The sequence below is a fragment of the Saccharothrix violaceirubra genome (assembly GCF_014203755.1).
Lineage (GTDB): Bacteria > Actinomycetota > Actinomycetes > Mycobacteriales > Pseudonocardiaceae > Actinosynnema > Actinosynnema violaceirubrum.
The window spans coordinates 4825398-4850550 of record NZ_JACHJS010000001.1 but is presented as its reverse complement, the minus strand read 5'-3'; the positions used below and the strand labels follow the sequence as shown (position 1 = coordinate 4850550).

Annotated in this window: 17 protein-coding genes; 11 read left to right on the top strand and 6 right to left on the bottom strand. The window is 70.8% G+C overall.

Annotated elements, in window-relative coordinates:
* Nucleotides 1–113 precede the first annotated feature (113 nt).
* From F4559_RS22260 to F4559_RS22245, 4 genes are all read left to right on the top strand, one after another.
* On the top strand, nt 114–4892 hold the full coding sequence (locus tag F4559_RS22260) for a DUF4082 domain-containing protein (RefSeq protein ID WP_312865770.1): 4779 nt from the start codon (nt 114–116) through the stop codon (nt 4890–4892).
* 62 nt (nt 4893–4954) lie between these two features.
* On the top strand, nt 4955–5608 hold the full coding sequence (locus F4559_RS22255) for a NeuD/PglB/VioB family sugar acetyltransferase (protein ID WP_184671626.1): 654 nt from the start codon (nt 4955–4957) through the stop codon (nt 5606–5608).
* Nucleotides 5605–6705 carry a DegT/DnrJ/EryC1/StrS family aminotransferase gene (locus F4559_RS22250; protein ID WP_184671618.1) on the top strand — a complete coding sequence of 367 codons (1101 nt, stop codon included), beginning with the start codon at nt 5605–5607 and terminating at the stop codon, nt 6703–6705. Before F4559_RS22255 ends, F4559_RS22250 begins: the two co-directional genes overlap by 4 nt.
* On the top strand, nt 6702–7262 hold the full coding sequence (locus F4559_RS22245; protein WP_184671616.1) for an acyltransferase: 561 nt from the start codon (nt 6702–6704) through the stop codon (nt 7260–7262). The genes F4559_RS22250 and F4559_RS22245 overlap by 4 nt, the downstream gene beginning before the upstream one ends.
* On the opposite strand, the gene F4559_RS36515 is transcribed toward F4559_RS22245, so the two are convergent.
* On the bottom strand, nt 7226–8677 hold the full coding sequence (locus tag F4559_RS36515) for an O-antigen ligase family protein (RefSeq protein ID WP_184671614.1): 1452 nt from the start codon (nt 8675–8677) through the stop codon (nt 7226–7228). The two genes, F4559_RS22245 and F4559_RS36515, sit on opposite strands and share 37 nt — an antisense overlap.
* A gap of 2 nt (nt 8678–8679) precedes the next feature.
* On the bottom strand, nt 8680–9867 hold the full coding sequence (locus F4559_RS22235; protein ID WP_184671612.1) for a hypothetical protein: 1188 nt from the start codon (nt 9865–9867) through the stop codon (nt 8680–8682).
* Nucleotides 9868–9942: 75 nt separating this feature from the next.
* Between F4559_RS22235 and F4559_RS22230 the strand changes: the two genes are divergently transcribed.
* Both F4559_RS22230 and F4559_RS22225 read left to right on the top strand, forming a co-directional pair.
* Nucleotides 9943–10923 carry a TolB family protein gene (locus F4559_RS22230; protein WP_246445302.1) on the top strand — a complete coding sequence of 327 codons (981 nt, stop codon included), beginning with the start codon at nt 9943–9945 and terminating at the stop codon, nt 10921–10923.
* Between the two features lie 259 nt (nt 10924–11182).
* Entirely contained in the window at nt 11183–12418 is a 1236-nt protein-coding gene (locus tag F4559_RS22225) for a hypothetical protein (protein ID WP_184671610.1), read from the top strand.
* Nucleotides 12419–12435: 17 nt separating this feature from the next.
* On the opposite strand, the gene F4559_RS22220 is transcribed toward F4559_RS22225, so the two are convergent.
* The 3 genes from F4559_RS22220 to F4559_RS22210 are packed head-to-tail and all read right to left on the bottom strand — an operon-like array spanning nt 12436 to nt 16123.
* Nucleotides 12436–13653: a rhamnosyltransferase WsaF family glycosyltransferase gene (locus F4559_RS22220; protein WP_246445300.1), complete on the bottom strand. Its 1218-nt coding sequence runs from the start codon at nt 13651–13653 to the stop codon at nt 12436–12438.
* Nucleotides 13650–15077 (bottom strand): lipopolysaccharide biosynthesis protein, encoded by a 1428-nt coding sequence (locus F4559_RS22215; protein ID WP_184671608.1) that lies wholly within the window; start codon nt 15075–15077, stop codon nt 13650–13652. The genes F4559_RS22220 and F4559_RS22215 overlap by 4 nt, the downstream gene beginning before the upstream one ends.
* On the bottom strand, nt 15074–16123 hold the full coding sequence (locus tag F4559_RS22210; protein WP_184671606.1) for a glycosyltransferase family 2 protein: 1050 nt from the start codon (nt 16121–16123) through the stop codon (nt 15074–15076). The genes F4559_RS22215 and F4559_RS22210 overlap by 4 nt, the downstream gene beginning before the upstream one ends.
* Before the next feature lie 81 nt (nt 16124–16204).
* Here F4559_RS22210 and F4559_RS22205 point away from each other — a divergent pair, with 81 nt between their 5' ends.
* The 3 genes from F4559_RS22205 to F4559_RS22195 all read left to right on the top strand — a co-directional run bounded on the left by F4559_RS22205 (nt 16205) and on the right by F4559_RS22195 (nt 19698).
* Complete coding sequence (locus F4559_RS22205; RefSeq protein ID WP_184671603.1) at nt 16205–17050, top strand: glycosyltransferase; 846 nt, start codon at nt 16205–16207, stop codon at nt 17048–17050.
* Nucleotides 17051–17080: 30 nt separating this feature from the next.
* Entirely contained in the window at nt 17081–18322 is a 1242-nt protein-coding gene (locus tag F4559_RS22200; protein ID WP_184671601.1) for a hypothetical protein, read from the top strand.
* 71 nt (nt 18323–18393) lie between these two features.
* Complete coding sequence (locus tag F4559_RS22195) at nt 18394–19698, top strand: beta-propeller fold lactonase family protein (RefSeq protein ID WP_312865769.1); 1305 nt, start codon at nt 18394–18396, stop codon at nt 19696–19698.
* Nucleotides 19699–19755: 57 nt separating this feature from the next.
* Here F4559_RS22195 and F4559_RS22190 read toward each other — a convergent pair whose 3' ends face one another.
* Nucleotides 19756–20955 (bottom strand): MFS transporter, encoded by a 1200-nt coding sequence (locus F4559_RS22190; RefSeq protein WP_184671597.1) that lies wholly within the window; start codon nt 20953–20955, stop codon nt 19756–19758.
* A gap of 230 nt (nt 20956–21185) precedes the next feature.
* On the opposite strand from F4559_RS22190, the gene F4559_RS22185 reads away from it, so the two are divergent.
* The gene (locus F4559_RS22185) at nt 21186–21944 is read left to right on the top strand and encodes a WecB/TagA/CpsF family glycosyltransferase (protein WP_312865768.1); all 759 of its coding nucleotides are present in this window, start codon (nt 21186–21188) and stop codon (nt 21942–21944) included.
* A gap of 1091 nt (nt 21945–23035) precedes the next feature.
* Nucleotides 23036–25081, top strand: a complete 2046-nt coding sequence (locus F4559_RS36510; protein WP_184671593.1) for a glycosyltransferase — start codon at nt 23036–23038, stop codon at nt 25079–25081.
* Nucleotides 25082–25153 lie beyond the last annotated feature (72 nt).

Sequence of the window (25153 nt, the reverse complement as noted above, 5' to 3'; positions counted from 1 at the left end):
GCACATGAGGTTGCACTACGGGGAGTAGTGACGACCGCACTACTGAGTGCGTTCGAGGAGTTGAGTGGTCGATGGCGTCGCCGGTAAGACGTCTCCTTAGGACCCTGTCCGCAGTGTTGTTGGTGACCGGTGTGGTCACCCCGCTCGTCGTGCTGAGTGCCGCCACCGCCGAGGCCGCTCCGTGCGACACCCCCGTCGTGAACAAGGTCGCGTGCGAGAACACCAAGCCGGGTACGCCCGACTGGCAGGTCTCCTCCCGCGACGACTCGATCGTCGGTTACACGACGGACATCAGCACCACTCCCGGCGGCCAGGTCGCGTTCAAGATGAACACCGACGCGACGGCGTACACGATCGACATCTTCCGACTCGGCTGGTACGCCGGTGTCGGCGCGCGCTTCATGGGGTCCGTGACCCGCAACGGCGCGCAGAACCAGCCCCAGTGCCTGCGCGACGTGCCCACGGCACTGATCGACTGCGGCAACTGGTCCACTTCGGTCACCTGGAACGTGCCGGCCGACGCCGTCTCGGGCATCTACTACGCCCGGGTCACGCGCGCCGACAACGGCCTGAAGAACGAGATCGTGTTCGTCGTCCGCGACGACACGAGCCACGCGAAGGTCTTCTTCCAGACCTCCGACGCCACCTGGGTCGCCTACAACCGCTACGGCGGCAACAGCCTCTACTTCGGCGACGGCCCCGGCCAGGGCGGCCAGGCGTACAAGGTCTCCTACAACCGCCCGTACACCGGCGGCGACGGCGACGAGAACTTCATCTTCAACGCCGAGTACCCGATGCTGCGCTTCCTCGAGGCCAACGGGTACGACCTGAGCTACACGACCGACGCCGACTCCGCCCGACGCGGTCACCTCATCAAGAACCACCAGGTCTTCATGGCCGTCGGCCACGACGAGTACTGGTCGAACGAGCAGCGCGCCAACGTCGAGGCCGCCCGCGACGCCGGCGTGCACCTGGCGTTCCTCACCGGCAACGAGATCTTCTGGAAGACCCGGTGGGAGAAGAGCATCGACTCCTCCCAGACCGACTGGCGCACCGTCGCCTGCTTCAAGGAGACCAAGGGCACGCAGGACGACAACCTGAACGACTGGACGGGCACCTGGCGCGACCCGCGCAAGAGCCCGCCGGAGGACGGCGGCCGGCCCGAGAACGCCCTGCTGGGCAACATCTTCACGGTCAACGGTCGGCGCGACGACCGGCTCGCGGTCCCGGCCGAGTACGGCAAGATGCGGCTGTGGCGGCACACGTCGTTGCAGAACATGGCCGCCGGCACCACCTACCAGTTCGAGCCCGGCACGCTGGGCTACGAGTGGAACACGGTGGAGGACAACGGCTTCCAGCCCGCCGGCGTCGGCCAGTTCTCCCGCACCACGGTCGCCATGCTCGACGGCCCGTACGTGCTCCAGAACTACGGCGACTACTACACGCCCGACACCAAGACCCACGCGATCACCTACTACCGGCACCCCAGCGGCTCGCTGGTGTTCGGCGCGGGCACGGTCCAGTGGGCGTGGGGCGTCGACGACGAGCACGCGTTCCTGACCAACACGCCCACGTCCGACATCCGGATCAAGCAGGCGACGGTCAACTTCCTCGCCGACATGGGCGTGTCCGCCACGACGCTGCAGGCGGGCCTCGTCCAGGCCACCGCGACGACGGACCACACCGCGCCGGTCGTGACCTACAACTCGGTGCCGGCGCTGTCCACGGTCGGCGCACCGTACACGTTCAGCGGCACCGTGAACGACGCCGCCGGTCGCGTGACCGGTGTCGAGGTGTCCACCGACGGCGGCAACCGCTGGCACCCGGCCGTGTGGCAGGCGGGCCAGGCGAACTGGAGCTACACCTACACCCCGTCCGCGTCGGGCAACGCGCAGTTGCGCGTGCGCGCCGTCGACGACTCGCTCAACCTGTCCTCGCCGGTGTCGGCGACGCCGGGCGTGAGCGCCCGCACGTGCCCGTGCGGCCTGTTCACCACCAACGACACCCCGAAGACGCCGGAGATCGTCGACAGCGGTGCCCTGGAACTGGGCGTCAAGTGGCGTGCCGCCACCGACGGCTACGTCCGCGGCATCCGGTTCTACAAGGGTCCGGGCAACACCGGCACGCACACCGGCACCCTGTGGAACAGGGACGGCTTGCTCCTGGCGACCGGCACGTTCGTCAACGAGTCGACCTCGGGCTGGCAGACCCTGACCTTCCCGATCCCGGTCGCGGTCACGGCGAACACCACCTACATCGCCTCGTACCTGTCGCCGACGGGCCACTTCTCCGTCGACACCGAGTACTTCAGCCGCTCGTCGCGCTACCTGGAGCCGCTCACCGGTCTCCAGACCGGCGTCGACGGACCCAACGGCGTGTTCCGCGCCGGCGCCGGCTTCCCGGACCGCTCGTCCCAGGACAGCAACTACTGGGTCGACGTGGTGTGGGCGTCCGACCCCGGTCCCGACACCCGGGCGCCCGAGCTGGTCTCCACCGACCCGCTCGCCTCGGGCGGCAGCGTCGGCCTCACGCCCACGCTGACCGCGAAGTACGACGAGACCCTCAACCCGGGCTCGGCGGTCTTCACGCTCACCGGTCCCGGCGGCCCGGTCACGGGCACGACCTCGCTCGCCGAGAGCAACAAGGTCGTGAAGTTCGTGCCCGGCTCGACGCTGGCACCCAACACCACCTACACCGCCGCGGTGAAGGCCAAGGACGCGGCGGGCAACGAGGCCACGCTGTACAACTGGACGTTCAAGACCGGTGCCAACCGGCCGGCGACGTGCCCGTGCACGGTGTGGGACGACTTCAAGACGCCGGAGACCGCGGGCGCCGCGGACGACAGCGCGGTCGAGGTCGGCACCAAGTTCCGCTTCAACGGCAAGGGTGAGGTCCTCGGCATCCGGTTCTACAAGGGTCCGGGCAACACCGGCACCCACACCGGCACGCTGTGGTCGGCCGCCGGCCTGCCGCTGGCCACCGGCACGTTCGTCAACGAGTCGGCCTCGGGCTGGCAGACCCTGACGTTCTCCTCGCCGGTGATCGTCCAGGCGAACACCACCTACGTCGTGTCGTACTACGCGCCGAAGGGCCACTACGCGGTCACGCCGGGCTACTTCGACACGAACGGCACCGTCACCTACGGCGCGATCCGCGCCCTGGGCAACGGCGTCGACGGCGGCAACGGCGTCTACCGGTACGGCACGGGCGGCCAGATGCCGACCGCGTCCTACAACGGCGGCAACTACTGGGTCGACGTGGTCTACCGCAACGGCCTCAACGGTGACACCACGCCGCCGGCGCTGGTCTCCCGCACGCCGGGTGACGACGCGACCAACGTGAGCCTCAACGGCACCGTCACGTTCACGTTCAACGAGCCCATGGACCCGGCCGCCACGCAGATCGCGGTGACCGACCAGGGTGGCGCGCAGCTCACCGGCAACGCCGCGCTGTCCGCCGACCAGAAGACGGTCACGTGGACGCCGTCGGCACCGCTGAAGCCGAACACGAAGTACTCGGTGGACGCGCTGCTCGCGGACGCCAACGGCAACGCGATGAGCGCGCCCGCCAAGTGGAGCTTCACCACCACGACGACCGCCGCGTGCCCGTGCACGCTGTTCAGCGCGGCGACCGTGCCGACCACCACGGCGGCCGACGACGGCGGCGCGTACGAGCTGGGTGTGCGGTTCGTGCCCAAGCAGAGCGGCCAGATCACCGGCATCCGCTTCTACAAGGGCACGACCAACATCGGCACGCACACCGGCACGTTGTGGACGGCCAACGGCACGCCGATCGCGACGGGCACGTTCGTCAACGAGTCCGCCTCGGGCTGGCAGACGCTCACGTTCGCTTCGCCCGTGACGGTCGCGCCGAACACCACGTACGTCGCGTCCTACTACGCGCCGAACGGCCACTACGCGATCGACCACGAGTACTTCTACAAGACCGCGGTCACCGCCGAGCCGCTCACCGCGCCGAAGACGAGCGACCTCACGCTCAACGGCGTGTTCCAGCCGGGCGGCGGGTTCCCGCAGATGTCGCACCAGGGCAACAACTACTGGGTCGACGTCGTCTACACGCCCAGCGCGGACACCACGCCGCCGGTCAGCTCCGGCCACACCCCGCTGACCGACGCCACGGACGTCTCGCGGACCACCCAGGTCACGGCGACGTTCGACGAGGCGGTCGACCCGGTGAACACCCAGTTCACCGTCACCGACCGCGGTGGTGCCCGGATCGGCGGCTCGGTCGCCAGGTCGGCGGACAAGATGACGCTGACCTGGACGTCGAACGCGCCGTTGACCGCGGCCACGCAGTACAACGTGCGCGTGCTCGCGGCCGACCTGGGCGGCAACCTGATGACGTCGGCGCTGGAGTGGAAGTTCACCACGGTGACCACCCAGACGTGCCCGTGCTCGCTGTTCAGCGCGGCGACCGTGCCCACGGTCGAGGCGGCCGACGACTCCGGCTCCTACGAGCTGGGCGTCCGGTTCACGCCGTCGGTGAGCGGCTTCGTCACCGGGGTCAAGTTCCACAAGGGCACCGGCAACTCCGGCACGCACACCGGCACGATCTGGAACCTCGACGGCCAGGCGTTGAAGACCGGCACGTTCTCGGGTGAGAGCGCCACCGGTTGGCAGACCCTGACCTTCGCCACGCCGCTGGCGGTGACCGCGAACACCACGTACGTGGCGTCGTACACCGCGCCCAACGGGCACTACTCGGTCAACCACGGCTACTTCGCGAACAACACCGTGACGTCGCCGCCGTTGACCTCGCCCGCCGCGGTCGAGGGAGCCGGGAACGGCCTCTACAGCGTCGGACCTGGCTATCCGACGAACAGTTACCAGGGCAACCACTACTGGGTCGACGTGGTCTTCTCGACCAGCTGAGACCGACCGGCCGGGTCCACACTGGACCCGGCCGGCCTTTTGTTCCGAGTGAAGGGGACCGCATGACGCCACGGCCGCTGCTGCTGGTCGGCGGAGGAGGGCTCGCCCGCGAGGTGCTCGCGGCGGCCCGGCTCCGACCGGACGAGTGGAAGCCGGTGGGAGCGCTGGACGACGACCCGGCCCGCCACGGCGCGGACCTCGACGGCGTACCCGTGCTCGGCGGTTCCGAACTGGTGCACGAGCGGACCGACGCGGCCGTGCTGGTGTGCATCGCCAGCGCGCGCCGCCCGCTCGGCCGGTTGGCGGTCGCCCGCAGGCTCGGCCTGTCGGAGGATCGCTGGGCGACCCTGGTCCACCCGGCGGCGTCCGTGGCCGACGGTGCCGTGCTCGGCGCCGGCACGGTGTTGCTGGCCGGTGCCGTGGTGACCACGCCGCTGCGGTTGGGCGCGCACGTCGTGGCCATGCCGCACGTGCTGATCACGCACGACGACGTCGTGGGCGACGGCGTCACCTTCGCGGGCCGTGCCTCGTTGGGCGGTGCGGTGACGGTGGGGGAGAGCGCCTACTTCGGCCAGGGCGCCGCGGTGCGGGAAGGTGTTTCGATCGGCGCGGGCGCGGTGATCGGCATGGGATCGGCCGTGCTGACCGACGTGCCCGCGGGTGAGGTCTGGGCGGGCGTTCCCGCCCGACGGTTGCGAGAGGGGAACGGTTCGTGATCGACATCCCGCTGGTCGACCTGCGCGCACAGCACGAGCAGGTCGCCGACGAGGTCGCCGAGGGCTGGGCCGAGGTGCTGAAGACGACCGCGTTCATCGGTGGTCGCCAGGTCGGCGCCTTCGAGGCCGAGTTCGCCGCCTACCAGGGCGTGCCGCACTGCGTCGGCGTGGCCAACGGCACCGACGCGATCGAGCTGGCGCTGCGCGCGCTCGGCGTCGGCGTCGGCGACGAGGTCGTGCTGCCCGCCAACACGTTCATCGCCACGGCCGAGGCCGTCGCCCGCGCCGGCGCCACGCCGGTCCTGGTCGACTGCGTCGCCGACACCGGGCTGATCGACGTGACCCGGATCGCGGACGCGTTGACGGAGCGCACGAAGGCGATCGTGCCCGTGCACCTGTACGGCCAGGCCGCGCCGATCGAGCAGATCCGCGCGGTCGTCGGCGACCTGCCGATCGTCGAGGACGCGGCGCAGGCCCAGGGCGCGCGGCGGTTCGACGTGCCGGTCGGCGGCCTCGGCGAGATCGCGGCGACCAGCTTCTACCCGGGCAAGAACCTCGGCGCGTACGGCGACGGCGGCGGCGTGCTGACCAAGTCCGACGAGCTGGCGGCGGCCGTGCGGTTGCTGCGCGAGCACGGCTCGCCGCGCAAGTACGAGCACTCGGTGCTGGGCTTCAACAGCCGGCTCGACACGCTCCAGGCCGTGGTGCTCTCCGCCAAGCTGCGCCGCCTCGAAGGCTGGAACACCGCCCGCCGGGCCGCCGCCGCGCGCTACCACGAGCTGCTGTCCGGTGTGGACGGTGTGATGCTGCCGGTCACGCTGGAGGGCAACCTGCCGGTGTGGCACCTGTACGTGGTGCGTGTGGCCGAACGCGACCGCGTGCTCGCCGCCCTGCACGAGGCCGGTGTCGGCGCGGGCATCCACTACCCGACGCCGGTGCACCTGACCGGCGCGTTCGAGTCGCTGGGCCACAAGGTCGGCGACTTCCCGGTGGCCGAGGCGGTCGCCGGCGAGATCGTGTCGCTGCCGCTGTTCGCCGAGATCACCCCCGCGCAGCAGGACCGCGTCGCCGCGGCCCTGGCGGAGGCCGTCCGATGAGCGGTGTGTTCGTGCACCCGAAGGGTCTGTGCGAGAGCGACGAGGTCGGTGAGGGCACCCGCGTGTGGGCGTTCGCGCACGTGCTGCCGGGCGCCCGGATCGGCCGGGACTGCAACATCTGCGACGGCGCGTTCGTGGAGAACAAGGCCGTGCTCGGCGACCGCGTGACGGTCAAGAACGGCACGCTGGTGTTCGACGGCGTCACGTGCGAGGACGAGGTCTTCCTCGGCCCGAACGTGCTGTTCACCAACGACCTGCGCCCGCGCGCGGCGATCAAGCGGACCGGCGACGCGCTGCTGACCACGACCGTGCGGCGTGGTGCCACGCTCGGCGCGGGCACGGTCGTGGTGTGCGGGATCGAGATCGGCGAGCACGCGTTCGCCGCGGCCGGGTCCGTGGTGACCAAGGACGTGGCCGCGCACTCGTTCGTCGCGGGCAACCCGGCCCGGCACAAGGGCTGGGTCTGCGCCTGCGGTCAGCGCCTCGACGCGGAACTCACGTGTCCGGACTGCGGCAACGGCTACGTCGAGGGCGACAAGGGTTTGTCCGTGCGCTGATCGGGTTTGCGCGCTTTGCGGAACAGTTGCGGGGTCGGCCTCTTCCGGGCCGGCCCCGCTTCTTCGCGGGCGATGCGCAACGTCGCGCCGGTCAACCCCACCATGACGAACACCGTGCCGGTCGCCACGCCGAAGCCGAGCAGGTCGAACGTGACCGCCGCGATGCCGCCCGCGAGCACGCCGCCGAGCAGGCAGCTCGCCAGGCCGCGCAGGTGCTCGTCGGTGCTGATCATCCGCACCCGGATCGCCGCGTACGCGGCGGTCAGGAACATCAGGATGAGCGCGAACATCCCGAGGTAGCCGTTCTCGATCAGCGTGAGCAGGAACTGGTTGTCCAGGATCGTGTACTTGGTCGGCAGGAACGTGCCGAAACCCCGGCCCAGCCACGGGTTCAGGTCGATCTGCTCGGACGCCTGCTCGTAGTCGGCGGTGCGCGCCTTCACGCTCGGGTCGTCGGAGATGTTGGAGAACATGCCGCGCAACGTGCCGAACAGGCCCGGCACCACCAGGCTCGCGCCCAGGAAGAACCCGCCGCCGACGAGCAGCGCGGTGATCCGCCGCTTCTTCGGCAGCGTCACGATCATGACGACGGCCGCGGTCACCATGCCCAGGATCGCGGTGCGCGACAGGGCGGTCATGGCGCCCAGGCCGGCCAGCGCCAGGCAGATCAGCCAGCGGATGTAGGGCGTGCCCTCGTCCTTGGCCTTGAAGACGTAGTGCGCGCCCAGCGGCACGGCCATGGCGCAGATCAGGCCGTACTCGATGGGGTGGTTGGTGGTGCCGGTCGGCCGGCGGAAGATCGACCGGCTCTCCATCACCGCGTAGCCGTTCTCCTGCGCGCGCAGACCCGGGATCGACACGTACGACGCCAGGTCGATGCCCGCGCCGAACTGGACCAGGCCGACGAACGCGATGACGGCCGCGCTGCCCAGGACCACCTTCATGACCTTGTCGAGCCGCTCGCGGGTGCGGATCGCGTCGGTGATGAAGATGGCCAGGCTGATCGTGGCCACGATGCGGATGATGCTGCTGTCGGCGACGGTCAGCTCGTCCATCGGCAGGAACCGCCGGGTCGCGACGCCGTAGGTCGCCAGTTGACTGGCCAGGATCAGCGCCAGCGCGGTGCGGACCGCGTTACGGCCCTTGCCCATGTTGAGCGTGTCGACCATCTGCGTGGCCAGCCACACCACGCCCAGCAGGAGCGCGATGACCAGGGCGGGCGGCAGCGTCATCGGCACGAACGACAGCACCAGTCGGGCCGGGATGATCAGCAGCGCCAGCAGGTAGACGATCACCAGCGTGGCGCCGTCCGCGCGCTGTCGGGGCTTGGTCACGTCGGGTTCGAGGACGATGTCCTTCGCCGACCGGGCCTTCTTCCCCGCCCGGTCGCGATCGGTGGTGGAACGCTCGCCCACGGTCAGGCGCGGTCGTCGCCGGCGGGCCGGCCGGGCGTCGGGTTCGAACGGGGCGCCGCGATCTTCACGGTCCGCTCGGACGCGGTCGGCTGGGGCTTGTTCGGCTCACGGGGGCCGGGCTGCGGCTTGGCCCCGTTCTGTTGCCCGCCGTTCTGCTGCCCGCCGTTCTGGGCGGGTCCACCGTGGACCTGTCCACTCTGGCCGCCGGCGGGCGGACGTCCCTCCAGCGGGCTCGACGGCAGGTTGAGCGACTTCGCGTCGACCTTGACGGTCTGCTCGCTGGCGGTCGGCAGGCGGGGCGGTGCGGCCGGCGGCAGCGGCCGGCGCTGGCCGCCCGGCGTGCCGTTCGGGGCCTGGCCGTGTTGCTGCTGACCCTGCTGTTGGGGGCCGGGCTGCTGCGGCGCCTGTTGCTGGGGTGCCTGTTGCTGGGGCGCCTGCTGTTGGGGTGCCTGCTGTTGGGGACCGGGAGTCGGCCGGGGCTGCGGGTCGGGCCGCTCCTCGTCCTCGGGCCGCTCGTCGTCATCGACGTCGCCGCGCTCGGCGCGTTCCCGCTTGCGCTTGATGTTGTTCAGGATGCTGTCGGCGCCGAACGTCACCGCCGTGGTCAGCAACAGCAGCAGCACGAAGGCCGCGCCCGCGTACCGGACCTTGCCGCCGATCTTGGCCTCGGCCTCGGTCGGGTTCACGATGATCTGCGAGGTGATGAAGGTCGGCTCCGGCGCCTTCAGCTCCTCCTGCTGCAGCTTGAGCCGCTTCTGCGCGAACTCCATCACCGTGCTGACCATCTTCTCGGCCGCCTCGGGGGTGTCGCTCTCGCCCGAGACGAACAGGAACGGGCCGTTCTGCCCGCCGCCGGTGGCGACGTAGGTGTCCGTGGCGTTCTTGCCCAGCCCGAGGCCTTCCTCGCGGGTCTTCGGGTCGGCGAGGATCTGGGCGAGGATCTGCGACGTGGTGGCGAGGCTGCCGTCGAAGGCCAGCAGCGGGTTGATCCGGACGGCCTCCTCCGGGGAGACCTTCTGCGAGAACGTGCCACCCGCGGCCGGCGTCGTGAGGACCATCACGCCGGACGACGCGTACCGGGTCGGGATAGAGAGGAACACGCCCGCCGCGACAGCCACGGCGACGACCGCCGCGGGCACGGCGATGTACCACCGCCTGCGCAGCGTTCGCACGGCGCCCCAGAAGTCCATCCGCTCCCCGATCCACGTTTACCCCGCGTGTGTCCGCGCAGGGGCTTGCTACTCTGAAATCGGCCGACTCGCGCCATGTCGTTACAGGTGGTGATGGACTTGGGCTCGCGACGCGTCGTGTTCGCCGTCATCGCCATCGTACTGGTCGTCGGGGCGGCCGTGGCTTACGTGACCACCGTCGTGCGTGGTGCTTCCCCCGCTCCGGTGGCGGCGGCCGGCCAGGTCGACCTGATGTTCGTCGAGCTGGCGGACGGTCGCAGCCGGGTCGAGCAGGTCAAGCGGGCCGAGCCGGACGCGCGCAGCGGCACCGACCTCACGTGCCAGCGGGTGTACCAGGCGGCCGGCACCCGCGTGTGCCTGAAGCTCGCCGGGCCCGGACCGACGTACGCGGCCGAGGTGACACGCGACGGAGCGGTAGTCAAGACCGTCCCACTTCCGGGTATCCCCAGTCGGGCTAAGGTCTCGGCCTCCGGTCAGATCGTGTCGTGGACGTCCTTCGTGACCGGGGACTCCTATTCCGTGCCCGGTGGGTTCTCCACCCGCACGGGGTACTTCGACCTGCGCAGCGGTGCGGCCGTCGAGTCGCTGGAGCACTTCGCGGCCACTGTGGAGGGTGCGCCGCTGACCGCCCAGGACGTCAACTACTGGGGCCTGACCGTCGCCAACGACGACCGCACCTTCTACGCCACCCTGGCCAGCGGCGGCTACACGTGGCTGGTGAAGGGCGACTTGGTGGAGAAGAAGGTCACGTCGCTGCGCAAGGACGCGGAGTGCCCGTCCCTGTCGCCCGACGGCACCAAGGTGGCCTACAAGAAGCGCATCGGTCGACTCGGCCCGTGGGACCTGGCCGTGCTGGACCTGGCCACGGGCGAGGAACGCCGGCTGCCGGGCACCGCGGGCGTCGACGACCAGGCCACCTGGCTGGACGCCGACACGGTCGCGTTCGCGGCCGTGCCCCGGGACGCCAAGCTGGCCGCGATCCACACCGCGCCGGTCGACGGGTCGGCCGACGCCAAGGTACTGATCAAGGACGCCACCTCGCCGTCGCCGGTGTAGCGGGCACGCACCCGGCCGGACCGGGACACCGGGCTTCGCCGGGAGAGTTCCCCGCCACCGCTCTTGCCCTGCCGATCCCGACGACCCGACCGGGTGGGGGCCTCCGGTGCGCCGGTCGACCCCTCGTCCACATCGGACCCGGCCGGGTGCGGCACCCGACCACCGCCATTCCGTCATCCCACGGCCGCCGGCGGAACGCGTCCGACGTTCCCCGCGATGTCATCGGCGAGCACCGCGCACCCCGACAGGACGGCTCGTCATGCACCGCAGGTTCCCCGCCCTCGCGCTCGTCGCGGCCCTGGCCGCGTGCGCGCCGGCACCGCCCGACGACACCGCGTCGATCCCCCTGCCGGGGGGACCGGGTGCCGAGTACTACCAGCGCTGGCCCCACGGCCCCAACCCCACCGGCGACCCGTTCGTGTTCCCGGTCACCGTCTGGATGCAGGACCCGGTCTCGCTCGACACGGGCACGCCCGACGGCCGCGCCTACCGGGACATCGGGGTGCCGGCCACGCTCGGCCTGTGGGACGACGAGCGGTGGCACGAGCGCCAGGCGGGCCTGTACGCGACCGGCTGGAAGGCGTACGTCTCGGCCGGCAAGGTCGACGCCGTGCTCGCCGACCCCGGCCGGGCCGCGCACTACCTGGGCTACCTGGTCGCGGACGAACCCGACATGCAGAAGTCGGCGGGCCACCGCTACCACCCGGAGCTGCAGCCGTCGGCGGTCCTGCGGCGGGCCGACGAGGTACGCGCCCAGGACCCGACGCGGCCCACGTTCGTGAACTTCGGCATGTGGATGGGCACGCCCGACGGCCGGCACGACTACGCCTACGTCGAGGAGACCTACGAGCAGGACATGCGCACGTACTGCCAGGCGGCCGACATCGCATCCGCCGACTTCTACGGCTGGACCCACCCGGACCCGGACAAGGTCGGCGCGTTCCGGTACGGCCAGGTGGTCGACACCATGCGGAAGTGGTGTGGCACCGGCAAGCCCGTGTACGGCTTCGTGGAGACCGGCCACCCGTACGAGGGCGGCGGGCTGATCACCGCCGACCAGGTGGAATCGGCCGTGTGGAACGCGATCGTGCACGGCGCGGACGGCATCAACTACTTCGCGCACAGCTTCTACCCGGAGGGCGACGACGACTTCGTCAGCGCGCTGACCCGCCCGGAGATCGCCGCGCGCCTCAAGGACGTCAACGCCCGACTGCAGCGCCTGGCCCCGGTCCTCAACGCCGGCGGCGGCGCGGCGTTCACCATGCGCGGCGACGGCGACGTCCCGATCACCGTCCGCCTGGAGAAAGGCCATGTCCTGGCCCAGGCCGACGGCACGCCCGCCCGGCCGGACAGCGGGCGGACCAGGGCGGCCATCCCGGTGCCGGTGACCGAGGGCACGGCCGAGGTCGTCGACGAGAACCGGACGGTGCCGATCACCGGCGGCCGGATCGTCGACGACTTCGCGCCGTACGGGTTCCACGTCTACCGGTACTGATTCAGGCGAGTACTGATTCAGGCGAGCAGTTCCCGCCGCAGCACCTTCTCCAGCTCGTGGCCGGCCGCGTCCCAGGACCGGCCGGCCACGCTCGCCGACGCGGTGCGGGCGAGCGCGTCGAAGTCCGGCGTGGTGACGACCTTCGACAGGGCGCGGGCCAGGTCGTGCGGCGTCGCGGGCGCGTACACCACGTGCTCGTTGTCCAGCACCACGCGGTTGTGGTGCGCGTCGTTGACCACGGGCACGCACCCGGCCGCGAGCATTTCGTGCGGCACCAGGGAGACGTTCGTCATGGACAGCGACAACCCGGCGTAGGACCGGTTGTAGATCTCGTTGAGCCGGTCGGGCGTGACGAGACCGTGGTCGACGTGCCGCGGCCCGATCGAGCCGATCTTCTCGCCGTAGGTGTGGATCGTCACGTCCGGGTGCCGTTCGGCGAAGATCTCCAACGCCAGCAGGCCGATCTCGATCGCCCGCCGCGGTGCGAGCCTGCGCGCGTAGAACACCACGCCGTCGCGACGTGTGCGCTCGTGCAGCCGGTAGCGGTCGACGTCGCAGCCGAAGTCGAACCAGTCGGCCGCCATGCCGGTCTCCTCGCGCAGCTTCTCGGTGAGGAAGCGGCCGGCGGTGAACCCGTGGAAGCCCATCTTGTAGGTGTTCTCGGCCAGCGCGGACAGGCCGCCGACCGGGAAGAACCACGGCTCGTAGTCCTGCACGAGGTAGAACCGCTTGCCCTTGGCCGGGTCGTTGAACGCCGGGTAGCAGGTCATCCACGCCGACGCGAACACGGCGTGCGCGTCGGCCATGCCCTCGGTCACGTCGAGCACCGGGCCGCGGAAGTCCGGGTACGCGGCGCGCACCGTGGGCTCATGGTCGACCGCACGGCTGCCGTAGACGTCGTACAGGTACAGCCGGCAGGTGTGGCCCAGCGACTCCAGGTGCCGGATGAGCCGGAACATCGTGGTGTGGCCGCCGGAGCCGGGCGCGGGCGGCGTGCTGATCCAGTTGACGGTCAGCTTCCCGTCCGCGGGGATCGGCGGGACCACGACCGGCTTGCGCACGGACACGTCGGCGGCGCGCACGTCGGCCAGGCGCACCGGGAAGACCTCGGAATCGGCGCCGAACCGGCGCGCGGCGTTCTGGAGGGCGCGCGCGCCGAGCGTGCGCACACCCTGTTCCCGCACGATCTGCGACACCTGGTGCGCGCGTCGCTGGAACGACCGGGCAATACTCACGCCTTGCTCCTTCGCAGCAGCCCCAGCACCTCGTGGCGCAGGGGGAAGACGACGGCGGCGTACGCGGCGAGCGACAGTGCTCCACCCAGTATCAGCCGCATCAGCGAATCGGCCACCAGCCACTGCACGCCGACCGCCACCGCGACCATCACGACGCCGCCGACCGCGGGCCGGGCCACGGCCAGGCCCAGCGCCCCGGCGCGCAGGCCGTACGGGCGGAAGGCGATCAGGTAGGCGGGGACGATGAACACCAGCACGACGACGCTCTGCGCGGCGGCCACGCCCCGGATGCCGTCCAGGTGCGCGCCCAGCGCGAGCAGCGGCACGAGCGCCACCAGCCAGATCACGTGGATGACCAGGATGGCCTTGGACCGGCCGACGCTGGCCAGCAGGTCGTACCCCAGTTCCAGTGCCACCCGGAACGCGCCGAGCAGCACCAGCAGGGCCAGCGCGGCGGCGGCGGGCGCCCAGCGTTCGCCGTACACGACGCGCACGATCGGGTCGGCCAGCGCGGCGAGCAGCACGCACGCGGGCACGGTCACCAGCGCCAGGAGTCCCAGCGCGCGGGCGAACGTCCGCTGGAACAGCTCCTGGTCGTCGCGGACCTGCGAGAACGTGGCCAGGGACACGCTGCGCACCGGTTGGGAGAACGCCCCCACGGGCCAGTTGGCCAGGTTGAACGCCTGTGCGTAGAACGCCAGCGGCACCGTGCCCAGGATCGAGCCGACCACGATGTAGTCGACGTTCATCACGCCGAGCACGAGCAGGCTGGCACCGGCCAGCGGCAGGCCGAACGAGAGCGCCTCGCGCGCCAGCCGCGGGCTGAACCCCGGCCGGTAGCGCTCCTTGGTGTAGGCGAACATCACCACGGCGGCGGCGAGGTTCGTCACGATCCGGGACCACGCCAGGCTCCACGCGCCGAAACCCAGCAGCGCCAACACGATCACGGTCGCCGTGCCGAGCACGAACGCCGTCGTGTCGGCCGCGAACTTGTGGTCCTGCCGGAACTCGCGCTGCAACAGCGCGCCCGGCACGGCGGACACGCCCGCGATGATCAACGCGGTGGACATGAGCTGGATCACGCCCGTGGCCTGCGGCGTGTCCATGAAGTCGGCGAAGAACGGTGCGCCGATGACGCACACGGCGGTGAGCAGCACGCCCGACGCGATCGACAGCGTGGTGACCGTGGGCGCCAGCTCCGCGACCGGGCGTTCGGTGCGCACCAGCGCCACGCTCACGCCCATCTCGCTGACGCTGAGCACGATGTTGAGCACGACGAGCGCCACCGCGAACACGCCGAACTGCTCCGGCGCGATCAGCCGGGCCAGCAGCACGCCGACGCCGACCTGGCCCACCCGTTGCAGCAGGCTGTTGATCGCGCTCCAGCGGATGGCCGAGGTGACCTTGCCCTCGAGGGTCGTCACTGGCCGCGCCACTTCCAGACCTGCTTGCCGACCAGGCCGCGACCGCGCTTGACCAGGTGCGAGCCCACGAACACCTGCGTGCGGCTGCACAGCCGGGCGCCGAGCATCCGGCGCCGGTGCAGCGCGCGGTACTCGGGCAGCCGGGTCGTGCCGCCGTAGACGGACTTGGCGAACTCGACCAGCTCGTCGACCGGGATCTCGTCGACCTTGTCCCGGTCGTAGGCGCGCACGGCACGCCACAGCGCGTCCTTGGCGATCGACCGGTTGGCCAGCGCCTTGAGGATCGGCGGCAGGTCGGGGTGTTCGGCGAAGAACCGGTCGAACACGGCCTGGCGCTGCTCCAGGTCGGCGAACACCGACGAGAACTGCGTCCGGAACATGCTCTGCTGGTGGACGCGGTAGTACGCGGCGGGCTTGCCGCGCACGTAGCCGATGTCCGAGACCGCCGCGATCCGCATCCACATCTCCAGGTCGCCCGCGTGCGGCAGGTCGGGCCGGTAGCCGCCGACCCGCTGCTGCACGGACGTGCGCACCACGGCCTCGGGCGAGGACAGCACGTTCTGCCCGGTGCGGCAGCGCTCCCGGATCCAGTCCACACCGGACCAGACCGTGACGCCGGCCGGCGGTGTGACGATCGAGGGCAGGTCGTCGTGGTCCTGGTAGTAGACGACCCGGCCGTAGACCATGCCCACGTTCGGGTTGGCCTCGAACACCGCGACGGCGCGCGCGAGGGCGCCGGGCGCCAACAGGTCGTCCGCGGACAGCAGCACGGAGTAGTCGGCCTTGCACCACTCCAGCAGGCCCTCGTTGTAGGTGGCGATGTGCCCCTGGTTGACCTCGTGCCGTCTGCCCTCCACGCGCGGGTCGCGCGTGAGTTCCGCCATCACCTCGGGGGTGTCGTCCGTCGACGTGTCGTCGATGATCAACACGCGCACGTCGACGCCCGGTTGGTCCAGCACGCTGTTCACACAGGCGCGCAGGAACCGGGCGTAGTTGTAGCAGGGGATGACGACGTCGACCGTGGGTCGTGCCGAGGGCTCAGTCACGACCTAGACATCGCCCACGCCGGCGGATCGTTAACGCCCCGGCGCCGATCCCGATGTACGGGTCAACGGGAAGGGGTCTTGATGGACCACGTGATCTTGACGCGTTTCAACCTGCCGTCCGTCGGTGCGGAGAGCATCGTGCGGGCGCGGGAGGGGTGGTTGACCGAGCGCGTCGGGCTGTTCGAGCGGTACTGCCTGCCCTCGGTGGCGGCGCAGACGTCGCGCGACTTCCGGTGGATCATCTACTTCGACCCGGAGAGCCCGCAGTGGCTCAAGCACCGCATCGCCGCGCACGGCGACGCGTACACGCCGATCTTCCGCACGCAGGTCAGCCGGGCCGACCTGGTCGCCGACATCTCGGCGTTGTTCGAGGTCAAAGGCGACGAACTGATCACCACCAACCTCGACAACGACGACGGTCTGGCGGCCGACTTCGTCGAGCGGCTCCAGGCGCAGCCGCGCCGGATCGGCCGGGTCGCGTACTACCTGGGCAACGGGCTGGTGAAGAGCCCCGAGGGCCTGTTCGCGCACGTCGACAAGGACAACGCGTTCGCCTCCCTGCGCGAGGGCTGGGCCGACCCGATCACGTGCTGGGCCGACTGGCACAACCGGCTGCACCGGCACGCGAAGGTCCTGTCGTTGGGCGGCGAGCCCGGCTGGCTCCAGGTCGTGCACGGCGGCAACGTGAGCAATCGCACCCGGGGCCGGCTCGTGTCGCCGGCGGCCTACCGGTCGTTGTTCGGTGATGCTCTCGACGACGTGGCCGAGCCCGACGCCGGCGTCCTGGCGCGTGACCGGTTCGTGGGACATCCCTTGCGGGTGGCCCGTGACAGCGCCCGATACTTGGCCAAGACCGCCGCGCAACGCGTTCTGGGACCGGACGGTTTCGAAAAGGCCAAGCAGGTCATCGCCGCGCGCGGTCGGTGACGTCGACCAGTCAGTGAGGGGATCCACCCGGTGAAGCGTCGTGCCGTCGCGGCCGTCGTCCTGTTGGCAACGGCCGCGTGCACGGCCGCCGCGACGGAGGAGGACGCGGCGCCGCCGCCCTCCGTCGTGGAGGTCTACAAGCGGTGGCCCAACGGCCCGAACCCGACCGGCGACCCGGCCGTCTTCCCGATCAACGTGTGGATGCAGGACCCGTCCGCGCTCGAAGGCGGCGTGAAGCTCGGGGACGCCTACCCGGAGATCGGCATCGACTTCGGCATCGGGCTCTGGGAGGACCAGTGGTGGTACCTGCGGCGTGACGGGCTGGTCCAGACCGACTGGCGGGCCTACCCCGACCCCAAGCGGGTCGACGAGGTGCTCGCCGACAAGGAGCACCAGCGCAACTACGTCGGGTACCTGGTCGTCGACGAGCCGGACATGAACGTGGCCTACGGCGACCAGTTCCACGCCGACATGTGGCCGTCCGCGGTCCTCAAGAAGTCGAACGAGGTGCGCGCCAAGGACCCGTCGCGCCCGGCGTTCATCAACTTCGGCGTGTGGATGGGCACACCCGGCGGCGGTGTCGGCTACGGCTACATCGAGAAGTCCTACGAAGAGGACATGCGGACCTACTGCCAGGCCGCCGACATCGCCTCGGCCGACTACTACGGCTGGACCCACCCCGACCGCAACGAGCGGGTGGGCGCGTACACGTACGGCGAGGTGCTCGACACCATGCGCAAGTGGTGCGGCCCGGACAAGCCGCTGTGGGGCTTCGTGGAGACCGGGCACCCGCACGACAAGGGCGAGCTGATCACGCCGGACCAGCTCGAGTCGGCGGTGTGGAACACCATCCTGCACGGGGCCACCGGCATCAACTACTTCGCGCACAGCTTCTACACCGACGGCAAGGGCGAGTACTCCAGCGTGCTGACCCGGCCGGAGATCAAGGAGCGGGTCAAGGCGGTCAACGCCCGGCTCAAGGCGCTGGCCCCGGTGCTCAACGCCGCGTCGGTGCCGGGCGTGTCGGCCAAGAGCCGCAACGACGTACCGGTGTCGGTGCTGCACAAGAAGGCGTCCGGCGCCCGGTGGGTGATCGCGCAGACCGACGGGAACGCCACACTGCCGCGCAGCGGGAAGGCCACCGTCGAGATCACCGTGCCGGTGTCCTCGGGCACCGCGACCGTCGTGGACGAGAACCGCACCGTGCCCATCGTGGACGGCCGGATCGTCGACGATTTCGGCCCGTACCAGGTGCACGTGTACCGCTTCTGACACTGTGCTAACGGCACGCCTCCACGCCGCGATGGGGCTCTTACGAGTCCTGAGTGGATGGAGAAGAAATAGTGGTCGGACAGTTGCGCGCGGTGACCGGCGCCGTCACGTTGGGAGCGGCCCTGCTGCTCGTGCCGACGGGTACGGCGTCCGCCGCGCCGGCCCGTGTCCTGGGCTATGTGGCGAACAACGGCGGCGGGGTGTCCGTGCTGGACACCTCCTCGAACGCGATCGGCGCCACTCTCACTGATTCGGGCGGCAATTCGCCTTACGGCGTGGGCGTCGCGTTCGACGGCGCGCGGGGCTACGTGACCAACGTGCGGGACAACACCCTCACCATCATCGACACGCCGACCAACACGATCGACGCGACCGTCCAGGTCGGCGACGGTCCGGCGGGTGTCGTGGTGTCGCCGTCCGGTGGTTTCGTGTACGTGAGCAACTACCGCGCGGGCACGGTGTCCGTGGTGGACGCGGCGACCGCGACCACCACCGAGACCATCGCGGTCGGCGCGAACGCCGACGGCGTGGCGTTGACGCCGGACGGCAAGAAGCTGTACGTGGCGCACGACGTGGCCGGTCCGGGCACGGTGACCGTCGTGGACACCACGACCAACACCGTCGTGACCGACATCGCGACCGGTAACACGCCCACGGCCGTGGCCGTGACGCCGGATGGTCGCAAGCTGTTGGTGGTCAACAAGTTCTCGGACAACGTGGCCGTCGTGGACACCGCGTCCAACGCGGTCGTCGGGACCATCCCGGTCAGCTTCGTGCCGCACGGCGTGGCCATCTCGCCGGACGGTTCGCGGGCCTACGTGACCAACAGCGAGAACGACTCGGTGTCCGTGCTCGACGTGAACGGCCTGAAGTCGCTGGGCGTCGTCGCCGTGGGCGACCGGCCGATCAGCGTGGCGTTGACGCCGGACGGTGCGCGGGCGTACGTGACGAACTTCACCAGCGGCTCGGTGTCGATCGTGGACACCGCGAAGCTCGCCGTCGTCGGCACGGTGCCGGTGGGCGTGAACCCGGTCGGCATCGCGATCCACGCCGTCCCGGCCGCGCCCACGAAGGTCGTGGCCGGTCTGCCGTCGTCGCTCGTGCTGCGGGTCAACGGGATGACCGTGCGCGGCCTCAACGCCACGCTGACCGAGTCGCACACCGGGCGTCCGGTGGTGGGCAAGCAGGTGACGTTCCTGTCGGTCAAGGGGCACCCGCTGTGCACCGCCGTCACGAACTCGGCGGGCAAGGCGCAGTGCGACGCGACCGTGCGGTACCTGGTCGGGTTCTCCACGCTGCTGCGCGGGTACACCGCGGGCTTCGCGGGCGACCTGTTGCACGCTGCGGTCTCGACCCACGGCTTCATCCGGTTCTGATCGCCGTTCCAAGCGAAAGGCCCGTGCGAGACGCACGGGCCTTTCGCTTGCTCGGGGCTACTTGAGGCGCCAGGCGACGAGGACGGACACCACGAGCGCGGCGATGGCGGCGAGGACGGCCGCGTGGAACGTGGCCTTCTCGAGCAGGTAGCCGAACGCGACCGAGGACACCAGGCGGGCCAGCGCCTGGCCCGTCTGCACCGCGGCCAGGCCGGACGCGCGCAGGGTCTCGGGCACCAGCGGGCTCACCCGGGCGGACAGCACGCCGTCCGTGGCCGCGTAGAACAGGCCGTGCAGCAGCAGGGCGGCGCCCACGCCGAGGTAGCCGCTGCCGGGCGCGAGGAGCATCACGTACACGGCCAGCAGGAGCACGTGCCCGCCCAGGAAGACCGGCCACCGGCCGATCCGGTCGGCGAGGCGGCCCAGCGGCGTGGCGGCGGCCAGGAAGATCAGCGCGGTGCCCAGCGGCATCAGCGGCAGCAGGCCCAGGGGGACGGCCGTGGCCTTCTGCACGAGGATGAACACGAACGCGTCGGACAGCGTGGCCAGGCCCAGCACGGCCGTGCCGATGGCGACCCGGCGGAACTTCCTGTCCTTCAGCAGGGCGAGCCCGGCCCTGATCGCCGGTGCGGGGCCGCGGTCGGGCTTCTTCGGGTGCTCGCGGACGAACGCGATGAGCACGATCAGGCCCACGATCGCGAACGCGCCGCTGACCGCGAAGACCGGTCCGGCGACGATGCCGATCTGCTGCAGCAGCAGGAACGTGATCAGCGGACCGAGCAGCGCACCGATCGTGTCCATGGTGCGGTGCACGCCGAACGCGGCGCCGAGCCGGTCCGGGGGAGTGGCCAGCGAGATCAGCGCGTCCCGCGGTGCGCTGCGAAGGCCCTTGCCGGCCCGGTCGGCGGCCATCGTGGCGCCGATGCCGAACGCCGACGTGCCGGCGAGCGGGAACAGGAACTTGGTGACCGCGGACAGTCCGTAACCGACGGCGGCGACCGCCTTGTGCCGGTTGGTGCGGTCGGAGAGGTGGCCGCCGACGAGGCGGAGGACGGCCGTCGCACCCGTGTACAGGCCGTCGAGCACGCCGAACTGAGCGTAGTTCAGGTTGAGCGTGACGAGCAGGTAGACCGGCATGAACGCGGTCATCATCTCGGCCGAGACGTCGGTGAGCAGGCTCACCGTGCCGAGGGCGAGAACGGTGCCCGGGACCCGACCCTTGATGCGTTCGGACGGGCGTACGGATGCGACGTACATGCTCCCGATATCGGTCACCTGCGGTGACCGTTACCCGGCGGTCACGACCACCCGATCGTGATCTTGCCCATTGTCGAACACCAGTTCGACAATGAAGGGGTCCCGCCCGATCCGCCCCCGCCGGAGGCAGAGCCGATGAACGCACGGATTTCGCTCGACCACCGGGTAACGGCGACCCTCGCCGCCCCGATGTCGCGGGTATGCCGCAGTTCTCTCCGTCCCACGTTCGAGTGGGCGCCGTCGACGTGTGGGCCGTCCGCGAGTCCGCAGTGGCCGATCACGTCGTGCGCGCCTGGCGCAGCGGGGACGGCGGCGCGATCGTCACCGCGAACGTGGACATCGTCCGGGCCGCGACCCGTGACCGGTCGCTGGCCGCCCTGATCGCCGAGTCCGAGGTGGTCGTGGCCGACGGCATGCCCGTGGTGTGGGCGGGTCGGCTGGCGGGCGTCGACGTGCCGGAGCGGGTGACGGGCAGTTCGCTCGTCTACACGCTGTCCGAGGCCGCCGCGCGGGAGGGGCGTTCGGTGTACCTGCTGGGCGGCGACACCGGTGTGCCCGAGAAGGCGGCGGCGGCGTTGGTGGCGCTGTACCCGGCGTTGCGCGTGGCGGGCACGGACTCGCCCCCGTTCGGATTCGACCGCGACGAGACGGGCACGGCCGAGGCCGTGGCGAAGGTGGCGAAGGCGAACCCGGACCTGGTCCTGGTGGGTTTGGGATTCCCGAAACAGGAACTCCTGATCCGCAGGTTGCGCGCGGAATTGCCGGACGCCTGGTTCCTGGGCTGCGGTGCCGGCATCCCCATGGCGGCCGGCGAGTTCAAGCGCGCGTCGAGCACCGTCCAGAAGCTGGGGGGCGAATGGCTGCACCGCCTGGCCCTGGAGCCCCGCCGCCTGGCGAAACGCTACCTGCGCGACGACCTTCCGTTCGCGCTGCGCCTGCTGGCCCAGGCGCTGCGCTCCCGAGCCCGCCGCGACAACAAGGCCGGCTGAGGTGCCCGGCGCTCCCCGAATCGCCAATTCGCCACACTTCGACCCCGCCCACACCGCGATTTTTCGCCGCCGCGCCACCATCACCCCTGAAAAAGCCGCTGGGGCAATTCCCGCGCCCCCGTCCGAACCCCTTGTTCCGACAACGGAAATCCCCGGCACCTCCATTCCGGGCAACGCCCCACACCTGACTTCACGGCACCCGATCACCCACCGAACTCCACGATCACGCCCCACCCCTCGATCCGGCACGCCCGCACCGCCGCACGAACCCGGCCGATCCCGTGGCCCCCTCGACCCCGCCCGACCGCGAACCTCGGCGATCCTCGGGGCCCACACCGGCGCCACCACGCCCCTGCGGACCAAGCCGGCAGCCGGTGAGCGCCTCCCGGCCCTCACTCCGACATCCGGGTGCCGCCCATGCCCCACCCGGGCGACCATCCCCACCTCGACCTCCGCACCACACCGCCCTGAAGCCCACCACCCCATCCCTTCCGGTCCCACCACGTCGGGCCGCGCCGCCGACTCTGCCTCGCGCGGCTTCGTCGACGTGGGGTTCGTCGGCCGCCTGGTCACCGCCGACTTCGGTGCCTGCGGTGCCGTGTCCGGCCTCGTTCTCGTCGGGCGTCCGCTGTGCCACTCCCGCGTCACGTTCGTCCGAGGTGCCATCCGATCCGTGCCGGTTCGGGACTTCCCCCTGTCGTCCGACCGAATGCGGACTCTCTCGCCGGCTCGTCCGGATTTCGGCTCTCGTTCCGATCTCGGCCCTCATCCCGGACTTCCCTCCGCGCCTGCCGCGGCCTTCCCTCCCGACGGGAGTCCGGCCGGGACGGCGAGGGTGTTCCGTCCCACGTGGAATGTCGCTGGTCGGAGTTCCTTCGCCCCCGTCGTGAAATTCGTCGCACGGGTCGGTGGTCCCGCGCGGCGATCGTCCCACCGCGACGGCACGCCACCTACGCTCGCGACGGGGCGTCCGGACGTCGGCGGTCCACGTGCCGGCGACCACCGGTCCCGCCGCCTCCGCCACCCACGACGGTCTTTCCGCCGCCCACACCGGGGCGTCCCGTGCGCCCACCGTTCCAGGGAGAACTGAAGTGCCCCTTGCCGTGGTCGTCGTGACCTTCCACAGCGCCGACGTGGTCGCCGACTGCCTGCGCTCGGTCGCGGTCGCGTTGGAGTCCGTTCCGGACGGTCGGGTGGTGGTGGTCGACAACGCTTCCACCGACGACACGCTCGACGTCGTGCGCCGCACCGCGCCCGACGCGCGGATCGTGGCGCGCGTCTCCAACGACGGGTTCGCGGCCGGGGTCAATGCCGGGTTCGCCGCCGCGCCCGACTGCGACATCCTCGTGCTCAACCCCGACGTCCGGCTCGCGCCGGACGCGATCACGCTGCTGCTCGCCGCCCTCGACCAGGAGCGCACCGGCATCGTCGTGCCCCGGTTGCGCGACGCCGACGGCGGCCACCAGCTCTCGCTGCGCCGCGCGCCCACGCCGTTGCGCGCGCTCGGCGAGGCCCTGCTCGGCGGGACGCGGGCGGGCCGGGTCGCGGCGCTCGGCGAACTCGTCGTCGACCCCCGCCGCTACGAGGGCGCGGGCACGACCGAGTGGGCGACGGGCGCGGCCTGGCTGATCTCGCGGGAGTGCCGGGAGGCGCTGGGCACGGTGGAGGAGCGGTACTTCCTGTACTCCGAGGAGACCGAGTACATGCTCCGCGCCGGCCGCGAGGGCTATGCGATCAGGTACGAGCCGCGCGCGCGGGCGGTCCACCTCGGCGGCGAGCAGTCGACGTCCCCGCTGCTGTGGTCGATGGCCACCACGAACCGCGTCCGCATGGTGCGTGAACGCAACGGTCGGGCGACCGCCCTGCTCATGTGGCTCGTCGTCGTCCTCAACGAACTGCTCCGCGCGCCCCGCCACACCAAGCACCGCCGCGCGCTCGCCGACCTGCTCCGCTGGCGCCGCTGGCCCGCCCGCCCCGACGGCCCGCGCGAGGACGGCTGGATCTGCTTCTCGGCGCAGGACTGGTGGTACCACAACCGGGCGCACTCGGACTTCCAGCTCATGCTGTCCATGGCCGAACGCCGCAAGGTGCTCGTGGTCAACAGCATCGGCATGCGCATGCCCACGCGGGGCAACAGCACGCACGTGTCCCGGCGCATCCTGCGCAAGCTGCGCAGCGTGGCCAAGTTCGTCCGCCGCCCGCACAAGAACTTCTACGTGATGTCCCCGCTGCCGCTGCCGTTCTACGGCTCGCCACTGCTGCGCAAGATCAACGCCGTCCTGGTGCGCGCGCAGGTCAAGCTGGTCGCGACCGCGCTGGGCATCCACCTGCCGGTGATCATGGTGACCATCCCGACCGCGTGGGACGTGGTCCAGCCGATGCGCCGCCACCGCCTGGTGTTCAACCGCTCCGACCGCCACTCCGACTTCCCCGAGGCCGACCGCACCGCGATCGAGACCCTGGAGCACCGGCTGCTGGAGAACTCCGACCACGTGGTCTACGTCAGCCACGCCCTGATGGACGAGGAGGCGCCGCGCACCGGCGAGCGCGCGCACTTCCTCGACCACGGCGTGGACGTCGACCACTTCACCGCGCGACCCGACTTCGACTGGCCCGACGACATCCGCTCGATCGACGGCCCGCGCATCGGCTTCTTCGGCGCGCTGGACGACTTCGTCGTGGACTTCGACCTGCTGGAACGCGTGGCGGCCGAGCTGCCGCAGGCGTCCCTGGTGCTGATCGGCGACGCCAACCACCCGATGGAGCGCTTCGACAAGTACGGCAACGTGCACTGGCTGGGCTTCCGCCCCTACGACACGATCCCGGCCTACGGCTCGGCGTTCGACGTGGCCATCATGCCGTGGCTGGACAACAACTGGATCAAGCACTCGAACCCGATCAAGCTCAAGGAGTACCTGGCCCTGGGCCTGCCGGTGGTGAGCACGGACTTCGCCGAACTCGCCTCCTACACCGACCGCGTCCGCGCCACGACCGACCACGCGTCGTTCGTGGCGGCCATCCGCACCACCCTCACCTCCGGCGGCCTCCGTCCGGCCGCGACGCTGCGGGCCTCCGTGCTCCAGTACTCCTGGCGCTCCCGCGCCGCCGAACTCCTCACCCTGACCTCCACCAAGTAGCGCGAGTCCTCCACTCGGACACCCCGGAACACGCGCTCAGGCACCCCGAAACACACACTCGGACACCTCCGA